Raw genomic sequence first — 15,691 nt, 5'->3', positions numbered from 1 at the left:
TTGAATCACTACCCGAAACAGATCGCTTAGGTCCGTCATTTTTATCATACCATCCCGGTTTACGCGTTGTAAACCGGGATTTTTATTTCCGGAAGGCTTGCTGCTGGCGGGTTTAAAAAATAATAGCCGAATTTTTTTTTATTTTCAATTTCTTTTATACTTTTGCGTCCCTGGAGAGTTGGCAGAGCGGTCGATTGCGGCAGTCTTGAAAACTGTTGACTGTAACAGGTCCCGGGGTTCGAATCCCTGACTCTCCGCAAAAAGCGACACAAAATTCAATAATGGATTTTGTGTCGCTTTTTCATTTTAAGATGAGGTAGCGGGTGTTTGCGATTTGAAAGGTATGTTCGATAGTGTGTAAGGGATTCGAACCCCGATTAATTTATTTCTTATCAATAATCTAAAGATTTGCACTTGCAAAAGAGCAAACGATATTGTAAAATGAACTGTGTTCCTACAGTTGTTTACTGGTTACCACTTTATAATAATAATTTGGATGCAGCGATACCGGACTCAGATGACGTTGGATAAAAAAAAGGAAACTGCAAAGTAATGTTGGAGGCTTCGAACGATTTACCCTTAATTCCTTCAACAACCAGATCATCCGTGATATACGATACCAGGATTGTGAATCTGGAACCGGGATGAATAATTTACCATCCTTTTCATTACGGACTGGATAATATTTAAAAAGGCTATTTTCGGTCAATCGTTTTGCACGGATTATAAAAAAAATGAGACCAACGCTTCCCTTTTACACGGAAATTAATGATTTTCTGGCCTCGATTCCCTGGCCAGGCAGAACAGAGAACCCTGATTTCTATTGTCTGAGGTTATGTCCTCTGGAAGAGCCGCAGGTGTCGGTATACCGGCCGCCCTTCAAGCGCGCCTTTTACTTTTTTGCGCTGCTGTTCAATTCAGGAAAGGTGAATGTCAGTTATGGTGAAGAGGAGGTTGAAAATCCGGATTCCTATTTGGTGTTTCATTCGCCAAACCTGGTCTATAGTTTCGCGCACAATAATGCACTGAAAGGCTATATTATCTATTTTAAGCCCGAGGCATTCTCTTTTTTCCGGCCAGGGTTCCACCAGCAGTTTACACTCTTTGACCAGTTCCGCACAAACCTGTTCAGGTTCGATCATGCTACCTTTAGTCAACTAGCCCCGCATTTTGAAGCTGTTTTTTCTGCTTACGAACAATCTGTCAGAGACAAACACCTGGAAGCGCGGCTGAAACTACTGGGTCTGCTGTGCCATCTGGAGGGATTTGCACTGGAAAGGAACCAAAAGGTGCTGCCCACTGGCAGGCAACAGCTATTGATGCGGGACTTTATCCAGCTGATCGAAAGCAACTATATCCATAAACGAAGCGTCAAAGAGTATGCGGACTTGCTTTCAGTCACGGCCAATTACCTTTCCCAATGTGTTAAACAAGCTTCGGGGCGCAATGCGCTGAGTTTTATTACAGAACGTGTGGCCGCTGAGGCCAGATCTCTTGTCCGGTACACCGATATGGAGATCTCCAGGATCGCTTACCAGCTGGAGTTTTCTGACCCGACCAGTTTTGGTAAGTTCTTTAAGAAACACACCGGACTTTCTCCTTCAGCTTTCCGCAGGCAGCACAGGTAATTAAATTGACCAGTAAATCCAAGATTTGAATCGATATTTTTTGTTCAAATCTGCCTTTATTTGCGCTATCAAATTTTAATCTTATGCCGAGTAAAGTATTTATTAATCTGCCTGTGAAGGACTTGGGCAGATCTCAGGAGTTTTTCACAAACCTGGGTTTTCTATTCAATCCACAGTTCAGCGATGATAAGGCTGGTTGCATGGTGGTCACTGACAGCATTTTTGTGATGTTGCTTACCGAAAGCTATTTTAAAACCTTTATCGATACTGGTCTCTGTGATGCCAATCTGCAGACTGAGGTGCTGATCGCATTGGATGTAAACTCAGTGGATGAGGTAAAGGAATTTGTCAGCAAGGCCCAGTCTTTAGGCGGCAGGATTTACGCTGAGCCCAAAGACCACGGTTTTATGTACCAGCATAGTTTTGCCGATTTGGACGGTCACAAATGGGAATTAGTATATATGGACATGAATCAGTTCGGCCAGTCTTAAACATTTAGATATGGATAACATGAAATACGATCCGGCCATAGATGTTTATATCGCAAAGGCGGAAAATTTTGCCAGGCCTATCCTTGAACACTGGCGCAGGCTCATTCATGAAAACTGCCCGGATGTGGAAGAGGCTATCAAATGGGGCATTCCCCATTTTGATTATAAGGGAGATCATATGTGCGTGATGGCCGCACATAAGGCTCACTGCTCTTTTACCTTTTTAAAAGGTGAACTAATGGACGATCCGCGTTTGAAAGCGGCGAAAGACCTCAAGCCAGTCAAGCGGCTGCTGGGCAAGATAACCAGGTTCAGCGAACTGCTTCCTGATCCGGAATTTATCGCGATGATTAAACAAGCGGTACAGCTGAACGAAAAGGGCGTAAAGATCCAAAGGGAAAAACCGTTAGCAGAAAAGCCCAGGGTATTGGAAACGCCCGGCTATTTCCATGATGCGCTGGAAGGCAGCCCAAAGGCTAAACAGGTCTTTGAAAGCAAGTCAAATTCGTTCCGTAAGGAATACATCATCTGGATAAGTGATGCTAAGACCGATCAGACCCGGCAAAAAAGGATAGATGAAGCCCTGGAATGGATAGCTGATGGCAAGGGCCGGTTCTGGAAGCATCAGAAATAAACCCATTGGGTTCCACCTTTTTTGCATACAACATTCTCCCTGTAATTTCAGATATCACGGGCTTTCGGGGAAATCTGACTGCTATCCTACTTATTTCTTACAATTCTCACAGCCATATATGGTTTTCCCGGTAACCCGATTAAGCTGTGTCCTGAAAATTTCTTTTCCAATGGTGTGATGGTCATATTCCATGTGTCAATCACTTCAACATTGTAGGATGCGTCTGCAGGAAGATCAATAACAATGCTTCGCGGTTGTGCATCATTCAAATACCCCAAATAGTATTCATGTTCAATGCCGACGCATGAAAATGGTGCCCACGTAAATAAAGGAATGGGTTTTAATTCCTCGGGGGCCGCTTCAATAATCTGGCGGAGGAACTTGATCCGCTGGGGGCTTTTTCCTATCATCACACCACCTTTCGACCACCATAAAATATCGGATGATTCACCAGGAAGCCGGATAGGATCTTCAGTAACATAAGTTTCTCCATGTCCTACAAATCCTCCATTGGTGAAACCTCTCCAAAACTTTTCAGTCATGGATGGAGCAGTTAAATTACCCCACGACCACGGTATGTTTCCTTCATATCTGCATTCATCAAAAATAACAGGCTTTTTATACTTTGTCCTGTACTCTTTTGCCTTATAAGTGTTTTCTTCCTGAATGCTTACATGCGTAATGTAGGGATTGGTATGATCATAGAACTGAACACCATTATGAATACTAAGGAGGTGGTGAAACTTATCTTTGGTAGCGAATTGCTCAATATAATAGTCCCAGTCACTCATTTTCTTATTCTGCATAAAATCATACTCGTTGGCCATGCTCCACCAAACATTCTTGAAAGCTGCGAATCGTGCAATGATGTAATTGATATAAAGGTCTTCGGTTGCTCTGTCGAGCGAACTAAATCCCCAACGGTCGTAAGGATGGAAAACAATAAGGTCTGCTTCAATGCCTAGTGAATCGAGCTGCTTTATTCTTTCTTCGATGTTCCTGAAAAAGGCAGGGTTTAATTTGTTATAGTTCCAGTTTTTTAGCGGTGATCCCTCAAAGGGATAATACACAGGTTCATTATTGTTCCAGTCATAGCTCTTTGGAAAAATGCACATGCGCATTTTATTAAAATACCCCTTCGATAATGTTTGGAGCGTTACTTCGGCCAAACTATCACCCTGGTGTACCCAGCCGTAGCAGGTGGTTCCAAACGAATAATGCGGGGTACCGTCGGCATATGCAAAATAGAAACTGTCTTTTACTGCTACAGGACCATGATTATCTTTTTGCGCAGGGGTACATACAAAGCTTCCTTTTTTATTAGTGAGGTTTTTGACATTGCTTAAAGTTACATAGTTCCATTTTCCTTCGTTTGGAGGCATGAACCTGATTTTATAAATGCCATCGCCGTCGTAAAAACCTGGAACAGAAATAGTATCCTTGTTCTTAATAAATCTGCCTGTTAGGTTCACATCTGTAAATGGATTTCCTTCAGTTGACCCATTAAGTGTTAATTCAAAGACTTTCCATTTTTCAGTAGTATGCTGCGCATAAAGTGAGCAATTGCAAATAAGCAGCAAGAAAAAAATATTTTGAATTTTCATACGTGTAATTTTAGTGTCATTGAAAAAAGTACCCTACACGGTGCCAGTTGGATAAGTGCCGATATTTCAATTAAAAATGTAAATTTAGCATCGACATACGAAAAATCAACAAATGTACGCCGCCGGAATTCAAAAAAAGAATACCATTAACAACGCAAACCAAGATGGAAATGCCGCTGAACGCGCGTGAGCGATTGTCAATAGTTCCCCCCTTCGATATTGCGATATCAGAAAGTGCTTCTATGGTAGTTGAAATCATGTTATCAATGTTTATCACAGCATTTTTAAAAAAAGCAGCTTAAATGAATAATTTTAAGGTAAAAATTAGCTATCTGGCACTAAGCGCATGCCTGTCCTTAATAACCGGACAGGCATTTGCACAGTCGACCGTTCAGCCACTTCCATACATCCTGGACATGGTGCATAATAATCCCGGAGAAGCACCTTATGTAACAAAGTATAATGATCCGGTTTACATGAAATCGCAGGGTTTTAATGGAATGGTAACCCATTGGTTTGTTAATTGCGCCATCACTTACGATAACTATGAAAAAGGCATTGTCCCTGAAAATAGTAAAGAGCGGGAATGGATTATGGCGAAAGCAGCGGATATCGATAAAAAGCTGATGGCCTGTAAGAAGGCCGGTATGTGTGTGTATCCATTTACCGATTTCATTGTTTTTCCAAAGTCTTTATGGGGAAAATATGGTAATGAAATAACAGGTAAAGGCAAGGTAGCCGGTACCGGAGGCATGGACGAACGATCAAGAAAGCCCGATATGCAAAGCAAAAGGACCCAGGATATGCTTCGTGCACAAATAGCCGGCATATTTGAGCGGTTTCCTCAACTGGACGGTTTAACGCTTCGCTTTGGCGAAACATATTTGCAGGATGCCCCCTACCATATGGGAGGAGGGCCTATACGTGACGGTAAGAGCGGTATAGAAGATCATGTGACGCTGATAAACCTTTTACGGGATGAGATATGTGTAAAGCGCAACAAGAAGCTGTTTTATCGTACCTGGGATTTTGGATATAATTTCCATAACAACCCCGATTATTATCTGGCTGTTACCAATCAAATAAAACCGCATCCAAATTTAATTTTCGTCATTAAATATCAGCAAGACGATTTTCACCGGATGACACCATTTAATCCCACCCTCGCTATCGGTAACCATACGCAAATAGTGGAGGCACAATCAAGGATGGAAGCTTACGGAAAAGGTGCGCATCCCTATTATACGGCAAAAGGCGTAATAGATGGCTGGCCGGAGACGAAATACGAAATTATTTTCGGGCGACATGAATTCAACGGAAAACTGAACGATCCTGACAACCCGCGGGGAATAAAAGATATCTTAAGTAAAGGATTATTAAAAGGAGTGATGACATGGTCAAATGGAGGCGGATGGGACGGACCGTATATCATTAATGAATTATGGACAGATTTGAATACATACGTCCTTTCGCAATACGCACAGCATCCCGAAAAGTCCGAAGAAACAATTTTTTATGAGTTTGCACGCAAGCTTGGATTAACTGGTTATGAAGCCGATCTGTTCAGGCAATTAAATCTATTGACTATAGAGGGCGTTCGGAAAGGACAATTGAACAGTTATACCGCTAATGACGTTTGGTGGAGTCGTGATCAATATTTTTCAGCGGCAGAAAACAAAGATATAGTTAGTGAAATCATTAGCAAAAGAAAAGAAAGAGAAGTATTGGCTGAAAAAGCGGAAGCTTCAGCCATATGGAGACAGATCGAAGCGTTGTCGAAACAAATTCATGTAAACAATGCAGCAGATCAGGAATCTATTGAAGTGTCATGCACTTATGGCCGGATAAAATATGAACTGATTGAGCAAATGTGGATATTGATGATTGAAAACGGCATGGCAGAACGGAACGGCAGTTTCAATATAATGGTGATTAAGCAGGCCATTAACCGTTACGATCTTTTATGGTCGGAATGGAAGGCTTTAAAATTATCCAGTAAATATTGTGCTACCCTTTATACCGATTTGGCTTTTAGAAATCAACGAAACGGAAGCATAGGAGAGCTGGTTGACAGTTTAAGAAAGATTTGATGACGATCGCCATATCTTTGTTTTAGCTGCTACAGTAAAGCGTTTCGCTCTATCTTTACCTAAGATAGGCCGCATATCGGGATTCAGGCTACACATTTGACCCTTTAGGCTAAGCTATGACCAATGCCTTTGGCGACCTTTGTACAATGGAAAACAATATTAAAGGAAAAGTAGTCGCTATAACAGGCGCCAGCAGCGGAATTGGTGAAGCAACAGCAATTATGCTGGCAGCGCAGGGTGCAAAAGTAGTTTTAGGCGCCCGTCGTAAAGATCGATTAGAAGATTTGGTTGGGCGGATCAAAGCGGCAGGTGGCGAAGCTGTCTATTCGGTGACTGATATCAAACACCGCGATGATTTAGTGCAATTGGTTCATGTAGCCAGTGTAACTTTCGGACGTTTGGATGTGATTGTGAATAACGCTGGAATTGCCCGTCTGTCGAGGGTCGACGATGTCCAGGTCAGCGATTGGGAGGAAATGATTGATGTCAATCTCAAAGGAACCCTGTATGGTATCGCAGCTGCCTTGCCGATTTTTTTAAAACAAGGTTTTGGTCATATCATCAATATCATATCAACTTCCGGTATAAAAATTGTGCCCCTGCAGGGTGTGTACGCCGGTACCAAGAATGCAGTGCGTACTATCACCGAGGCCCTGCGCCAGGAGTCAAATGGGCTATACCGTGTAACCGGGATCTCACCTGGTTTTGTTAATACAGAACTGACAGATCATATCAAAGACGAAGCAGCCAGATTAGCTGTTAAGGAAAAGGCAGCACAAATCGCGATCACTCCTGATGCAATAGCAGCTGCGGTGATCTACGCCATTAGTCAGCCGGGTAATGTGGAGGTGGGAGATATTGTTGTCCGGCCAAGTGTACAGGATTAAAACTTAATTTAGCATGAATCATGAAACCTGCACAGCAACCCATTGTATTTAAAAGCATTTCTGAATTGATGAGGGGAATGGGTATGCCCAAACCCCTGCATCCTTTGGTGGCTGTAGTCAATTACGATGCTACCAGGATCAGCCGTGAAAACGCAGGAAGAAGTTTTTTGATCGACTTTTATAAGATCTCCTTTAAACAAAATTTCAGAGGTCAGGTTAAATACGGGCAGGGCTATTATGACTTTGAAGAAGGCGGCCTGGCTTTTTTAGCGCCCAATCAACTGGTTACTATGACTGGCGATGAAAGCAGCTACGAGGGCTATACGCTGTATTTTCATGCTGATCTTATCCGCAATTATCCATTAGGCAAAAACATGGATCAATATGGTTTCTTCGCTTACGCAGTAAATGAAGCCTTGTTTCTTTCTGATAAAGAGAAGAAAGTAATTGGTACCCTGTTTGAAAGTATTGCCACCGAACTGGATAATAATACTGACGCTTTTAGCCAGGACGTGTTGGTTTCACAGATTGAATTGCTGCTTAATTACAGTAACCGGTTTTATAACCGTCAGTTCCTTACCCGGAAAGCTGTCAATAATGACCTGATCAGTCAAATGAATAGCTTCCTGGCTATTCGCTTCACAGACCACATAGATGGAATACCTACTGTCCAGGAGGTTGCCCGGCATCTCAACGTTTCGCCCAGATATCTGACGGATATGCTCAAAACACTAACAGGGCAAAGCACACAGCAGCATATTCATGACCGGTTAATAGAAAGGGCTAAGGTGATGCTGACAACTACCCGTATGAATATTGCCGAAATCGCCTACCAATTGGGTTTTGAACACCCACAATCCTTCAATAAATTATTTAAACGAAATACTGCTCTTTCACCAAACAAGTTCAGGCAATCTTTCAATTAGCAAAGAAAATCCCTGCTTCATCCGGAAGCAGGGATTTGAAAGCAACTTAAAAACCATACATACCACCCGAAACAGAAATCTGCTCTCCCGTAATCCAGGCTGCATCGTCTGACGCAAGAAATACGGCGGCTTTCGCAATATCTTCAGGCTGGCCTCTACGGCCAAGCGGCGTATTGGCAATAAACATTGTTTCATACTCACTGCCAGTCGTGACGCCGGCGCTACGTGCTCCTTCCGTTTCCGTAGCGCCCGGCAAAATGGAATTGATACGGATGTTTTTTGCGCCCAGTTCTTTCGACAAGGAAATCGTTATGGCATCTAATGCCGCTTTGGTTGCAGAGTACAACGAGGCTGCAGGAAGCGGCATTTTGCTGGCGCCCGAACTGATGTTGATGATATTGCCGCCTTTACCGCTAAACAGTTTCAAAGATGCCTGGATAGTAAGTATAGCTCCCAAAACGTTGGTGTTGAAATGCTGATGAAAGCTTTCCGCTGATACCAGTTCAATAGGCGTGTATCCTTGAAAGGCCGCGTTGTTTACCAAAATGTCCAACGCGCCGAAAGCCTTTTTTGTTTCTTCAAACAGCCTGGTTACATCCGCTTCTTTCGATACATCGGCCTGTACTGAAATGGCGATGCCTCCATTGTCAGTTATCTCCTTAACCACGCTATCTGCGCCTTCTTTACTTGTGGCATAATTCACAACTACCTTTGCGCCTTCTGCCGCAAAATATTTGGCAATAGATGCGCCTATTCCTTTTGAAGCACCTGTAACCACCGCTATTTTGTTCTTTAACCTACTCATTGTTTCTTTTTTTTAATGCTTGAGTAACAAAGGTAGGACTGGTAAGTTATTATTAGTAACTTCGTGCTGAAAAGTAACAGTAACATAGATGTAACAAAGTAACATTATGGGGTGTAAAATAGAAGAGTTCCAACAGGAACAAAAGAAAAGAATGAAAGCTGTTCAGGATTCAATGGACGTGCTGAATGGGAAATGGAAGATTGCTATCATCTCTTCTATTTGCTGTTACGGCAAAAGACGGTTTTCAGATATTTTGAATGATGTAGAAGGAATTTCCAACAGGATGTTGAGCAAAGAGTTAAAGGAATTAGAAGTAAACCAGTTGGTAAAGCGAACCGTTTTAGATACCCAACCCATAACGGTTCAATATGAGCTTACGGAACACGGTGATACGCTACAAACCATCATCAGCAATCTGACAGATTGGGGCATTGTACACCGGAAGAAAATTGTCGGGAAATAATAAATTCAATCCACTGAAATAATCATTTTGTATAATCTGTCGCTGGTTGCCAGGGACGATCTTTATATATGTAGTTATTTTTTTATTGTATAAGTGACACTTAAATTAATTAATAAGTGAATACATTGCTAAAAATGCTGCCGGGCTGGTTATATGTCGACCAGCATTGAGTTTTACGGTGGATGGCAATATGATTTCCGGGACAGTTATTAATAATATAAAGTTTAATTAGCACTAAATTCATAAATTAGCTGATCATTAAACAAGTGGGTGCGGGAATATTTCCATTAAAAGTTCAGGCGTTTACAGCATAACAGATCGTGTAACCAGGATTTACACTTTGACCAAAATCAACGAAGAAACACTGTCAGTGAAACATACATTTTAGAAATTTATTAGTTTCGTACTTATCTGTTACGGGCGCCTTAGTCGGTTTGACGCGAACATCGCCGAATGATTTAAACCTACATAGTAGAGAAATGCCAACCAGAATCTACAAAGAATTAACTGATTTGCGTCTCGCTGCCCTGTTGTCAAAGGGTGACGAGGGGGCCTATACCGAAATTTTTGAGCGTTATTCGATGATGCTGGTGGCGCACGCCTATAAACTATTGGCTGATCATGACGCCGCTAATGATGTGGTACAGGATGTATTGTTTAACCTGTGGCAGAAAAGGGAAAGCCTGAACCTGACTGTCTCATTGGGTGCTTACCTCTATACCGCTACCCGCAACAGGATATTTAATCAGAAGTCGCACCAGAAAATTGTAGAGCGCTATGCCGATGCTATCGTTGCCTGTATGGAGGGCACACATACCGATTCAGATGATAGAATATATGAAAAGGAGCTGTCGGCATTGATTGAAAAGGAGATCAGGGCCCTGCCCGAAAAAATGCGGGAAGTGTTTATCCTATACAAGATAGAAGACTTGAGCTATAAAGAAATTGCCGACCGGTTGGGCATTACAGACCGTACTGCCCGACAACAGGTGTACAATGCCTTAAAGGTTTTAAAGTCCAAAATCAATACTTACCTGTCCATCTTTCCCCCTTTCCCGTTCCCCTTCCTGTGATCTTTTTAGACTTGATGCCACCATTGCAGGTCCTAAGAAAAAGTTTTTTTTAGAATGATCTATGTCAAAGTGCCTACACAGCTGTCATTTATAATAGGGGGCAAATCCCTTTATCAAATACCGTGAATAAAAAGAAGGCAAAAGCATTCCTGGACAAATATGAAAAAGGTGAACTAAGTGCTGAGGAACAGTTGCGTCTGAACCAATGGTACCTCTCTGCCTCGGCAGCATCTAAAGATTCCCTTAGTGATGAACAGTTAAAGGAAAGTTATGATTTTTTAAAAGCAAGGCTTCCGCTTAAATCATATACAAAAACGAGAAGGATCTGGCCGCGTATTACTGCTGTTGCCGCGGCTATCGGGGGAATATTAATTGGTGTTTGGTTCTTTAACAGCCATACCGCCCTCCGGGAACAAGTTCAGAATGAAACGAGGTATAGAAACGACATTGCCCCGGGAAAAGCTACTGCAACATTAACATTTGCTAACGGTAAAGCCATTACGCTCAGTAGTTCCAAAACGGGAATTGTTGTTGGGGATAGTTTGACCTATAACGATCATACGGCTGTTGCCCCGGGAGCAGACCCGTCCTCCCGGGCGAATGCAGCAGATCTCCGGTCGTTGCGCGCTGTTGAGATGACACTGAGCACTCCCCGTGGTGGCACCTACCAGGTCACTTTATCTGACGGGACTAAAGTATGGCTTAATGCTGCTTCGGGTTTAACTTATACCGGAAACCTGAATGAACTGCGGCAACGCAGGGTTAAACTGGAAGGTGAAGCCTATTTTGAAGTGGCCAAGGATAAAGCGCGCCCCTTCATCGTTGAAAGCAGGGGGCAGGAACTTGAAGTGCTGGGTACCCATTTTAACATCAAAGCCTACAAAGATGAGCCAACGGTAGAAACTACTTTACTGGAAGGCAGCGTTGACATTTATGCCACCGAAGCACATCATGCGCAGAAAACTTCATCACGCTATAGGTTAAAGCCAAACCAGTATGCCGTTTTAAACAACGACAAAATGAAAATCACGGACGTAGATCCGGAAGCCATGGTGGCCTGGAAAAGTGGTTACTTTCAATTTAATCATGAGAGTATTCAAAGTATCATGCAGAAATTATCACGATGGTATGATATAGAGGTATCATATGAGTCGGGGTTGCCAGAGGAGAAATTTACCGGACGGATCTCCCGGTCCAAGCATATAAACCAGGTACTCCAATTAATGGAGGCTGGGCAATCAATCAAATTTAAAGTAGAAGGAAGGAGGGTAATCGTTATCAGATAAGAATAGCTGCATAAGGGTCTCATTGGCCCGGAATAAAACAGGTACCGGTTTGAAACGGTACCTGCTTAAAGTTGGTCTACCAAAATCAAATTTTATATCAATTCATCGCTTTTTGTCTTTAGCCATCTCGAAAATGAAAAAGACAAATGCAAAAACCAACCAAACAAATGTACAGTTTTTACAACCAAAAACTATGGGCTCCTCCGTGCCTTGTGCGTAAATTATTCCTGACTATGAGGCTAACCACCGTCATATTATTTGTGGCCATTTTGCAGGTAAGCGCAAGTTCGTATGCGCAAAGCATCACTTTGTCTGAAAGGAATACCACGCTAGAAGCCGTGTTCAACAAAATCAGCACGCAAAGTGGCTATGATTTTTTCGTTTCGGACGCCATGCTTAAGAAAGCAAAACCTGTTAGTATTGATATCAGGAATGCTGCGCTGAGAGCAGTGCTGGAGAAGTTACAGGAAAACCAGCCTTTTGAATTTGTGATTGAAGACAAGTCGGTATTGATTAAGGAAAAATCACCTTCGTTCATTGATAAGCTGATAACTGCCGCTAAGGAGATTGATGTGAAGGGGCAGGTGCTCGGCGAAAAAGGAGAGGCGCTTATCGGTGCTGTCATCCGGTTAAAAGGAACAACGAGGGTTGCTGTGGCCAATGAAAAAGGCGAATTCTATTTTCCCAAAGTGGATGAAAATGCGATACTGTTAATTACCTACCTGGGATACAAGGAGAAAGAAGTGAAGGCGGGCGCTGCATCGGCCGTTATAACAATGGAACGGACTACCAGTAAGCTTGATGAAGTCAATGTTATCATCAATACCGGTTATCAGAAAATCAAGCGTGATCAGTTAACCGGCGCGGCCTCCACGGTAAGCGAGGCGGATTACCATCAGCGGGAAGCCATTACGGGCAACTTCCTGGAAAGCCTGGAGGGAAAGGTTCCAGGGCTTGTTTACAACGGGCAAACAGGTGAGTTGACCATTCGCGGGGTGTCTACCTTTGACGCGGTTAAACAGCCGCTAATTGTGCTGGACGGCTTTCCTACGGAAATAGACCTGAGAACAATTAACCCGAACGATATCATTTCCGTTTCTGTATTGCGGGATGCCGCGGCGGCATCTATTTATGGGGCAAGGGCTTCTAACGGGGTGATCATTGTAGAAACAAGGCGTGGAAAATCCGGCAAGCCAACGTTTAGCTTCAACAGCTCGTTGGCCATCCAGGCCAAACCTGATTTTAGTTACCTGAAGTATATCCATGCAGATGAGTTTGTTCAGTTGCAGCGTGAAAATTTTTATATCTCAAAGCCTTCCCGCTTTCTTTATGACTATGGATATTTCAAAATGAATCCTGCGGAGGAGATCCTGTTTAAGGGACCCGGAGCGGACGTAACCAACCCGGCGCTAACCCAGGCGCAGGTGGATCAGCAGCTGGCTGCACTGGGCTCGTACGACAACCTCGCCGATTATGAACGCCTGTTTTATCAGCAACGGCAGGTGAAAAATGTAAACCTGGATGTGAGTGGCGGTACTGATGTCAGTACTTATATGATTGGCATCAATTACATTGGTGAAACACCGGTAAACAGGAATTCGAATAACGAACAGTTTAACCTTAACCTGGCCAACACCATTAAAATTTCCAAAAGGTTCAGTTTTGACTTCAAGGGTACTTATACAAATAGTACAGATAAAAACGCTGTGACGCCGGGTTACAACGATTTTTTTCCTTATGAACATTTAACAGATGACAAGGGTAACGCCATGCCGGTTGCCCTGGGGCCGGGCCGTGACTATCTTTCAGCCGCCATCACCACTGCTTATAATGAAAGCATCAAAGCAGCAGGTCTTTACGATATGTTGTATTACCCTTACCGTGAATTAAGCAGTAACAGGAATACCTTTAAAACTTCCGCGGTCAGGTTCCAGGGAAGATTAAATTCTAAGATCACCAACTGGCTTAATGTAGACCTTGGCGGAAATTATGAAAATCAGAATATGCTTAACGATCAGCTGCAAACCGATGATGCTTTCCGTGCACGACAGCTGATTAACTCGATGGCATTGAAGGACCCGGTTACCGGAAAAGCACTTTTTACAAATATGCCCCGGGGCAATATCCTGACAAGAAATTCACAAAAACTGAGCAATTATACAGTAAGGGGCCAGTTAAACTTCAATCATAGTTTTAGCGGGGGAGACCACAGTTTGTCCGGAATACTGGGAGTGGAGCAAAAAAAGACCACTAATGATGGTTATACCACGACTTTTTTTGGTTACGATGGTCAATCCCTGATTGTGAAGCCCATAAACATGGGGGCGCTCAACGCTACTGTTACGCCGGCATTTATGTTTAGCACATTCGGTGGCGGTACCAGGTTCTACAGCAACTATTATTTTGGTGAAACTTCATCAGACAGGCGGTTTATGTCTTATTACGGACAGGGAACTTACATCTATAAGTCGAAATATGTGGCCACGGGAAGTTTCAGAATAGACCAGTCAAACCTGTTTGGTGTTGATCCGAAATATAGGAATAAACCTTTATGGTCCGCAGGGCTAAACTGGCGGCTTGGAGAAGAAGAATTTATTAAGCAACACCAGTGGATTGACGAGTTACAACTGAGGGCGGCAACAGGGTTCAACGGAAATGTACCGACCAGCAACAATGGTGCATTTTTAATACTCAACTCGGCTTTGAATACAAGTCTTAACACACCATTGGCTTATAATGAAGTGCAGTCGCCGAAAAACCGGTCGCTGAGATGGGAAACCACGCAAAACTATAACCTGGGCATAGATTATAGTTTTTTCAAAAGCAGGATTTCAGGCTCAGTAGATTATTACATAAAGAGAACAAAGGACGTATTCGGGCAGTTTGATGCTGATCCTACCACCGGATTTAATCAATACAATGCTAACACGGCATCCATCGAAAACAAGGGGCTGGAAATTCTTATCAACAGCCTGAACATAAGGCGGCACAAGTTTACCTGGCGCACGCAGCTTACTGCATCGTTTAACAACAACAAGGTTTTAGCCGTGAAAGCCACGGAGTTTGCCAATTCGCAACTCATTACAAGCGCCACTACCCCGGTAAAGGGACTTCCGCTTGGCGCCATCTACAGCTACAATTATGGTGGCCTGAACAAGATGGGGCAACCTTATGTACTGGACAGAAACGGCAACCAGAAAGTGCTTACGCTGTATAGTTTTGGCAACGGCGTTGTAGATGTGACTAAAGAAGATCTGATCTATAGCGGAACAACAACGCCCAAATATGTAATGGGATTCAATAACCAGTTTAGTATTGGTGCTTTTGATGTGTCCTTTTTGCTGATGTATTATGGCGGACATGTGATGCGGGTAGAGCAGCCCAATCCCAATAATATCGACTCCTGGTCGGCATTTCCGCTCCAGGGTTCCACCAATTTCTGGAAAACAGCCGGAGATGAAAACAAAACTATTATTCCGGGATATACAGAATCGAATAGCAGTGCGCCCGGATATTATCAATCTACCGCATTGTACGGTTATCAATATGCCGCCCGATTTGTGCGTAAAGCAGACTACATACGTTTGAGGGACCTGATCGTTACCTACCGCGCCAAGGCGAAGTTCCTGGAAAATGCCGGGCTGAGAAATGCACAGCTGCGTTTCCAGGCACAAAATCCTTTCCGTTATACTTTTAGTGGAAATGACATTGACCCGGATGCGATTGACCGGCTGTCGGGAATCCGCAGACTGGAAACCCAGCCATTATATAGTTTTACTTTTTCTACAAACTTTTAGTATGATC

Annotated in this window: 12 protein-coding genes and 1 tRNA gene; 11 read left to right on the top strand and 2 right to left on the bottom strand. The window is 43.1% G+C overall.

Annotation, left to right across the window (positions count from 1 at the left end; translation table 11 throughout):
• The first annotated feature begins 172 nt into the window (after positions 1 to 172).
• From AB6805_RS02485 to AB6805_RS02470, 4 genes are all read left to right on the top strand, one after another.
• A tRNA-Ser gene (locus AB6805_RS02485) sits at positions 173 to 257 on the top strand.
• 477 nt (positions 258 to 734) lie between these two features.
• The gene (locus tag AB6805_RS02480; RefSeq protein WP_370907884.1) at positions 735 to 1,628 is read left to right on the top strand and encodes a helix-turn-helix domain-containing protein; all 894 of its coding nucleotides are present in this window, start codon (positions 735 to 737) and stop codon (positions 1,626 to 1,628) included.
• Positions 1,629 to 1,711: 83 nt separating this feature from the next.
• A complete protein-coding gene (locus AB6805_RS02475) occupies positions 1,712 to 2,119 on the top strand; it encodes a VOC family protein (protein ID WP_370907883.1) in 408 nt (135 codons plus the stop codon).
• Between the two features lie 10 nt (positions 2,120 to 2,129).
• Complete coding sequence (locus AB6805_RS02470; RefSeq protein WP_370907882.1) at positions 2,130 to 2,753, top strand: YdeI family protein; 624 nt, start codon at positions 2,130 to 2,132, stop codon at positions 2,751 to 2,753.
• Between the two features lie 86 nt (positions 2,754 to 2,839).
• Here the strand turns inward: AB6805_RS02470 and AB6805_RS02465 are convergent, their stop codons facing one another.
• Positions 2,840 to 4,357 (bottom strand): DUF5060 domain-containing protein, encoded by a 1,518-nt coding sequence (locus AB6805_RS02465; protein ID WP_370907881.1) that lies wholly within the window; start codon positions 4,355 to 4,357, stop codon positions 2,840 to 2,842.
• A gap of 302 nt (positions 4,358 to 4,659) precedes the next feature.
• On the opposite strand from AB6805_RS02465, the gene AB6805_RS02460 reads away from it, so the two are divergent.
• The 3 genes from AB6805_RS02460 to AB6805_RS02450 all read left to right on the top strand — a co-directional run bounded on the left by AB6805_RS02460 (position 4,660) and on the right by AB6805_RS02450 (position 8,260).
• Positions 4,660 to 6,447: a hypothetical protein gene (locus tag AB6805_RS02460; RefSeq protein WP_370907880.1), complete on the top strand. Its 1,788-nt coding sequence runs from the start codon at positions 4,660 to 4,662 to the stop codon at positions 6,445 to 6,447.
• 116 nt (positions 6,448 to 6,563) lie between these two features.
• Entirely contained in the window at positions 6,564 to 7,334 is a 771-nt protein-coding gene (locus AB6805_RS02455; protein ID WP_370907879.1) for an SDR family oxidoreductase, read from the top strand.
• 20 nt (positions 7,335 to 7,354) lie between these two features.
• A complete protein-coding gene (locus AB6805_RS02450; RefSeq protein WP_370907878.1) occupies positions 7,355 to 8,260 on the top strand; it encodes a helix-turn-helix domain-containing protein in 906 nt (301 codons plus the stop codon).
• Positions 8,261 to 8,306: 46 nt separating this feature from the next.
• On the opposite strand, the gene AB6805_RS02445 is transcribed toward AB6805_RS02450, so the two are convergent.
• Positions 8,307 to 9,065 (bottom strand): SDR family NAD(P)-dependent oxidoreductase, encoded by a 759-nt coding sequence (locus AB6805_RS02445; protein ID WP_370907877.1) that lies wholly within the window; start codon positions 9,063 to 9,065, stop codon positions 8,307 to 8,309.
• A gap of 106 nt (positions 9,066 to 9,171) precedes the next feature.
• Here AB6805_RS02445 and AB6805_RS02440 point away from each other — a divergent pair, with 106 nt between their 5' ends.
• The 4 genes from AB6805_RS02440 to AB6805_RS02425 all read left to right on the top strand — a co-directional run bounded on the left by AB6805_RS02440 (position 9,172) and on the right by AB6805_RS02425 (position 15,684).
• Positions 9,172 to 9,528, top strand: a complete 357-nt coding sequence (locus AB6805_RS02440; protein ID WP_370907876.1) for a winged helix-turn-helix transcriptional regulator — start codon at positions 9,172 to 9,174, stop codon at positions 9,526 to 9,528.
• A 479-nt stretch (positions 9,529 to 10,007) separates the two neighbouring features.
• The gene (locus tag AB6805_RS02435; protein ID WP_370907875.1) at positions 10,008 to 10,601 is read left to right on the top strand and encodes an RNA polymerase sigma factor; all 594 of its coding nucleotides are present in this window, start codon (positions 10,008 to 10,010) and stop codon (positions 10,599 to 10,601) included.
• Positions 10,602 to 10,723: 122 nt separating this feature from the next.
• Positions 10,724 to 11,887: a FecR family protein gene (locus AB6805_RS02430; protein WP_370907874.1), complete on the top strand. Its 1,164-nt coding sequence runs from the start codon at positions 10,724 to 10,726 to the stop codon at positions 11,885 to 11,887.
• 233 nt (positions 11,888 to 12,120) lie between these two features.
• The gene (locus AB6805_RS02425) at positions 12,121 to 15,684 is read left to right on the top strand and encodes a SusC/RagA family TonB-linked outer membrane protein (RefSeq protein ID WP_370907873.1); all 3,564 of its coding nucleotides are present in this window, start codon (positions 12,121 to 12,123) and stop codon (positions 15,682 to 15,684) included.
• Positions 15,685 to 15,691 lie beyond the last annotated feature (7 nt).

It is taken from the genome of Chitinophaga sp. RCC_12, from assembly GCF_041360695.1.
GTDB lineage: Bacteria > Bacteroidota > Bacteroidia > Chitinophagales > Chitinophagaceae > Chitinophaga.
The sequence above is the reverse complement of the archived record's forward strand: the minus strand, read 5'-3'. Positions and strand labels throughout refer to the sequence as shown.

What these genes read in the sequence shown, in the direction of transcription:
- AB6805_RS02480 (WP_370907884.1), top strand. Translation starts at nt 735, where the DNA reads ATGAGACCAACGCTTCCCTTTTACACGGAAATTAATGATTTTCTGGCC.
- AB6805_RS02475 (WP_370907883.1), top strand. Translation starts at nt 1,712, where the DNA reads ATGCCGAGTAAAGTATTTATTAATCTGCCTGTGAAGGACTTGGGCAGA.
- AB6805_RS02470 (WP_370907882.1), top strand. Translation starts at nt 2,130, where the DNA reads ATGGATAACATGAAATACGATCCGGCCATAGATGTTTATATCGCAAAG.
- AB6805_RS02465 (WP_370907881.1), bottom strand. Translation starts at nt 4,357, where the DNA reads ATGAAAATTCAAAATATTTTTTTCTTGCTGCTTATTTGCAATTGCTCA.
- AB6805_RS02460 (WP_370907880.1), top strand. Translation starts at nt 4,660, where the DNA reads ATGAATAATTTTAAGGTAAAAATTAGCTATCTGGCACTAAGCGCATGC.
- AB6805_RS02455 (WP_370907879.1), top strand. Translation starts at nt 6,564, where the DNA reads ATGACCAATGCCTTTGGCGACCTTTGTACAATGGAAAACAATATTAAA.
- AB6805_RS02450 (WP_370907878.1), top strand. Translation starts at nt 7,355, where the DNA reads ATGAAACCTGCACAGCAACCCATTGTATTTAAAAGCATTTCTGAATTG.
- AB6805_RS02445 (WP_370907877.1), bottom strand. Translation starts at nt 9,065, where the DNA reads ATGAGTAGGTTAAAGAACAAAATAGCGGTGGTTACAGGTGCTTCAAAA.
- AB6805_RS02440 (WP_370907876.1), top strand. Translation starts at nt 9,172, where the DNA reads ATGGGGTGTAAAATAGAAGAGTTCCAACAGGAACAAAAGAAAAGAATG.
- AB6805_RS02435 (WP_370907875.1), top strand. Translation starts at nt 10,008, where the DNA reads ATGCCAACCAGAATCTACAAAGAATTAACTGATTTGCGTCTCGCTGCC.
- AB6805_RS02425 (WP_370907873.1), top strand. Translation starts at nt 12,121, where the DNA reads ATGAGGCTAACCACCGTCATATTATTTGTGGCCATTTTGCAGGTAAGC.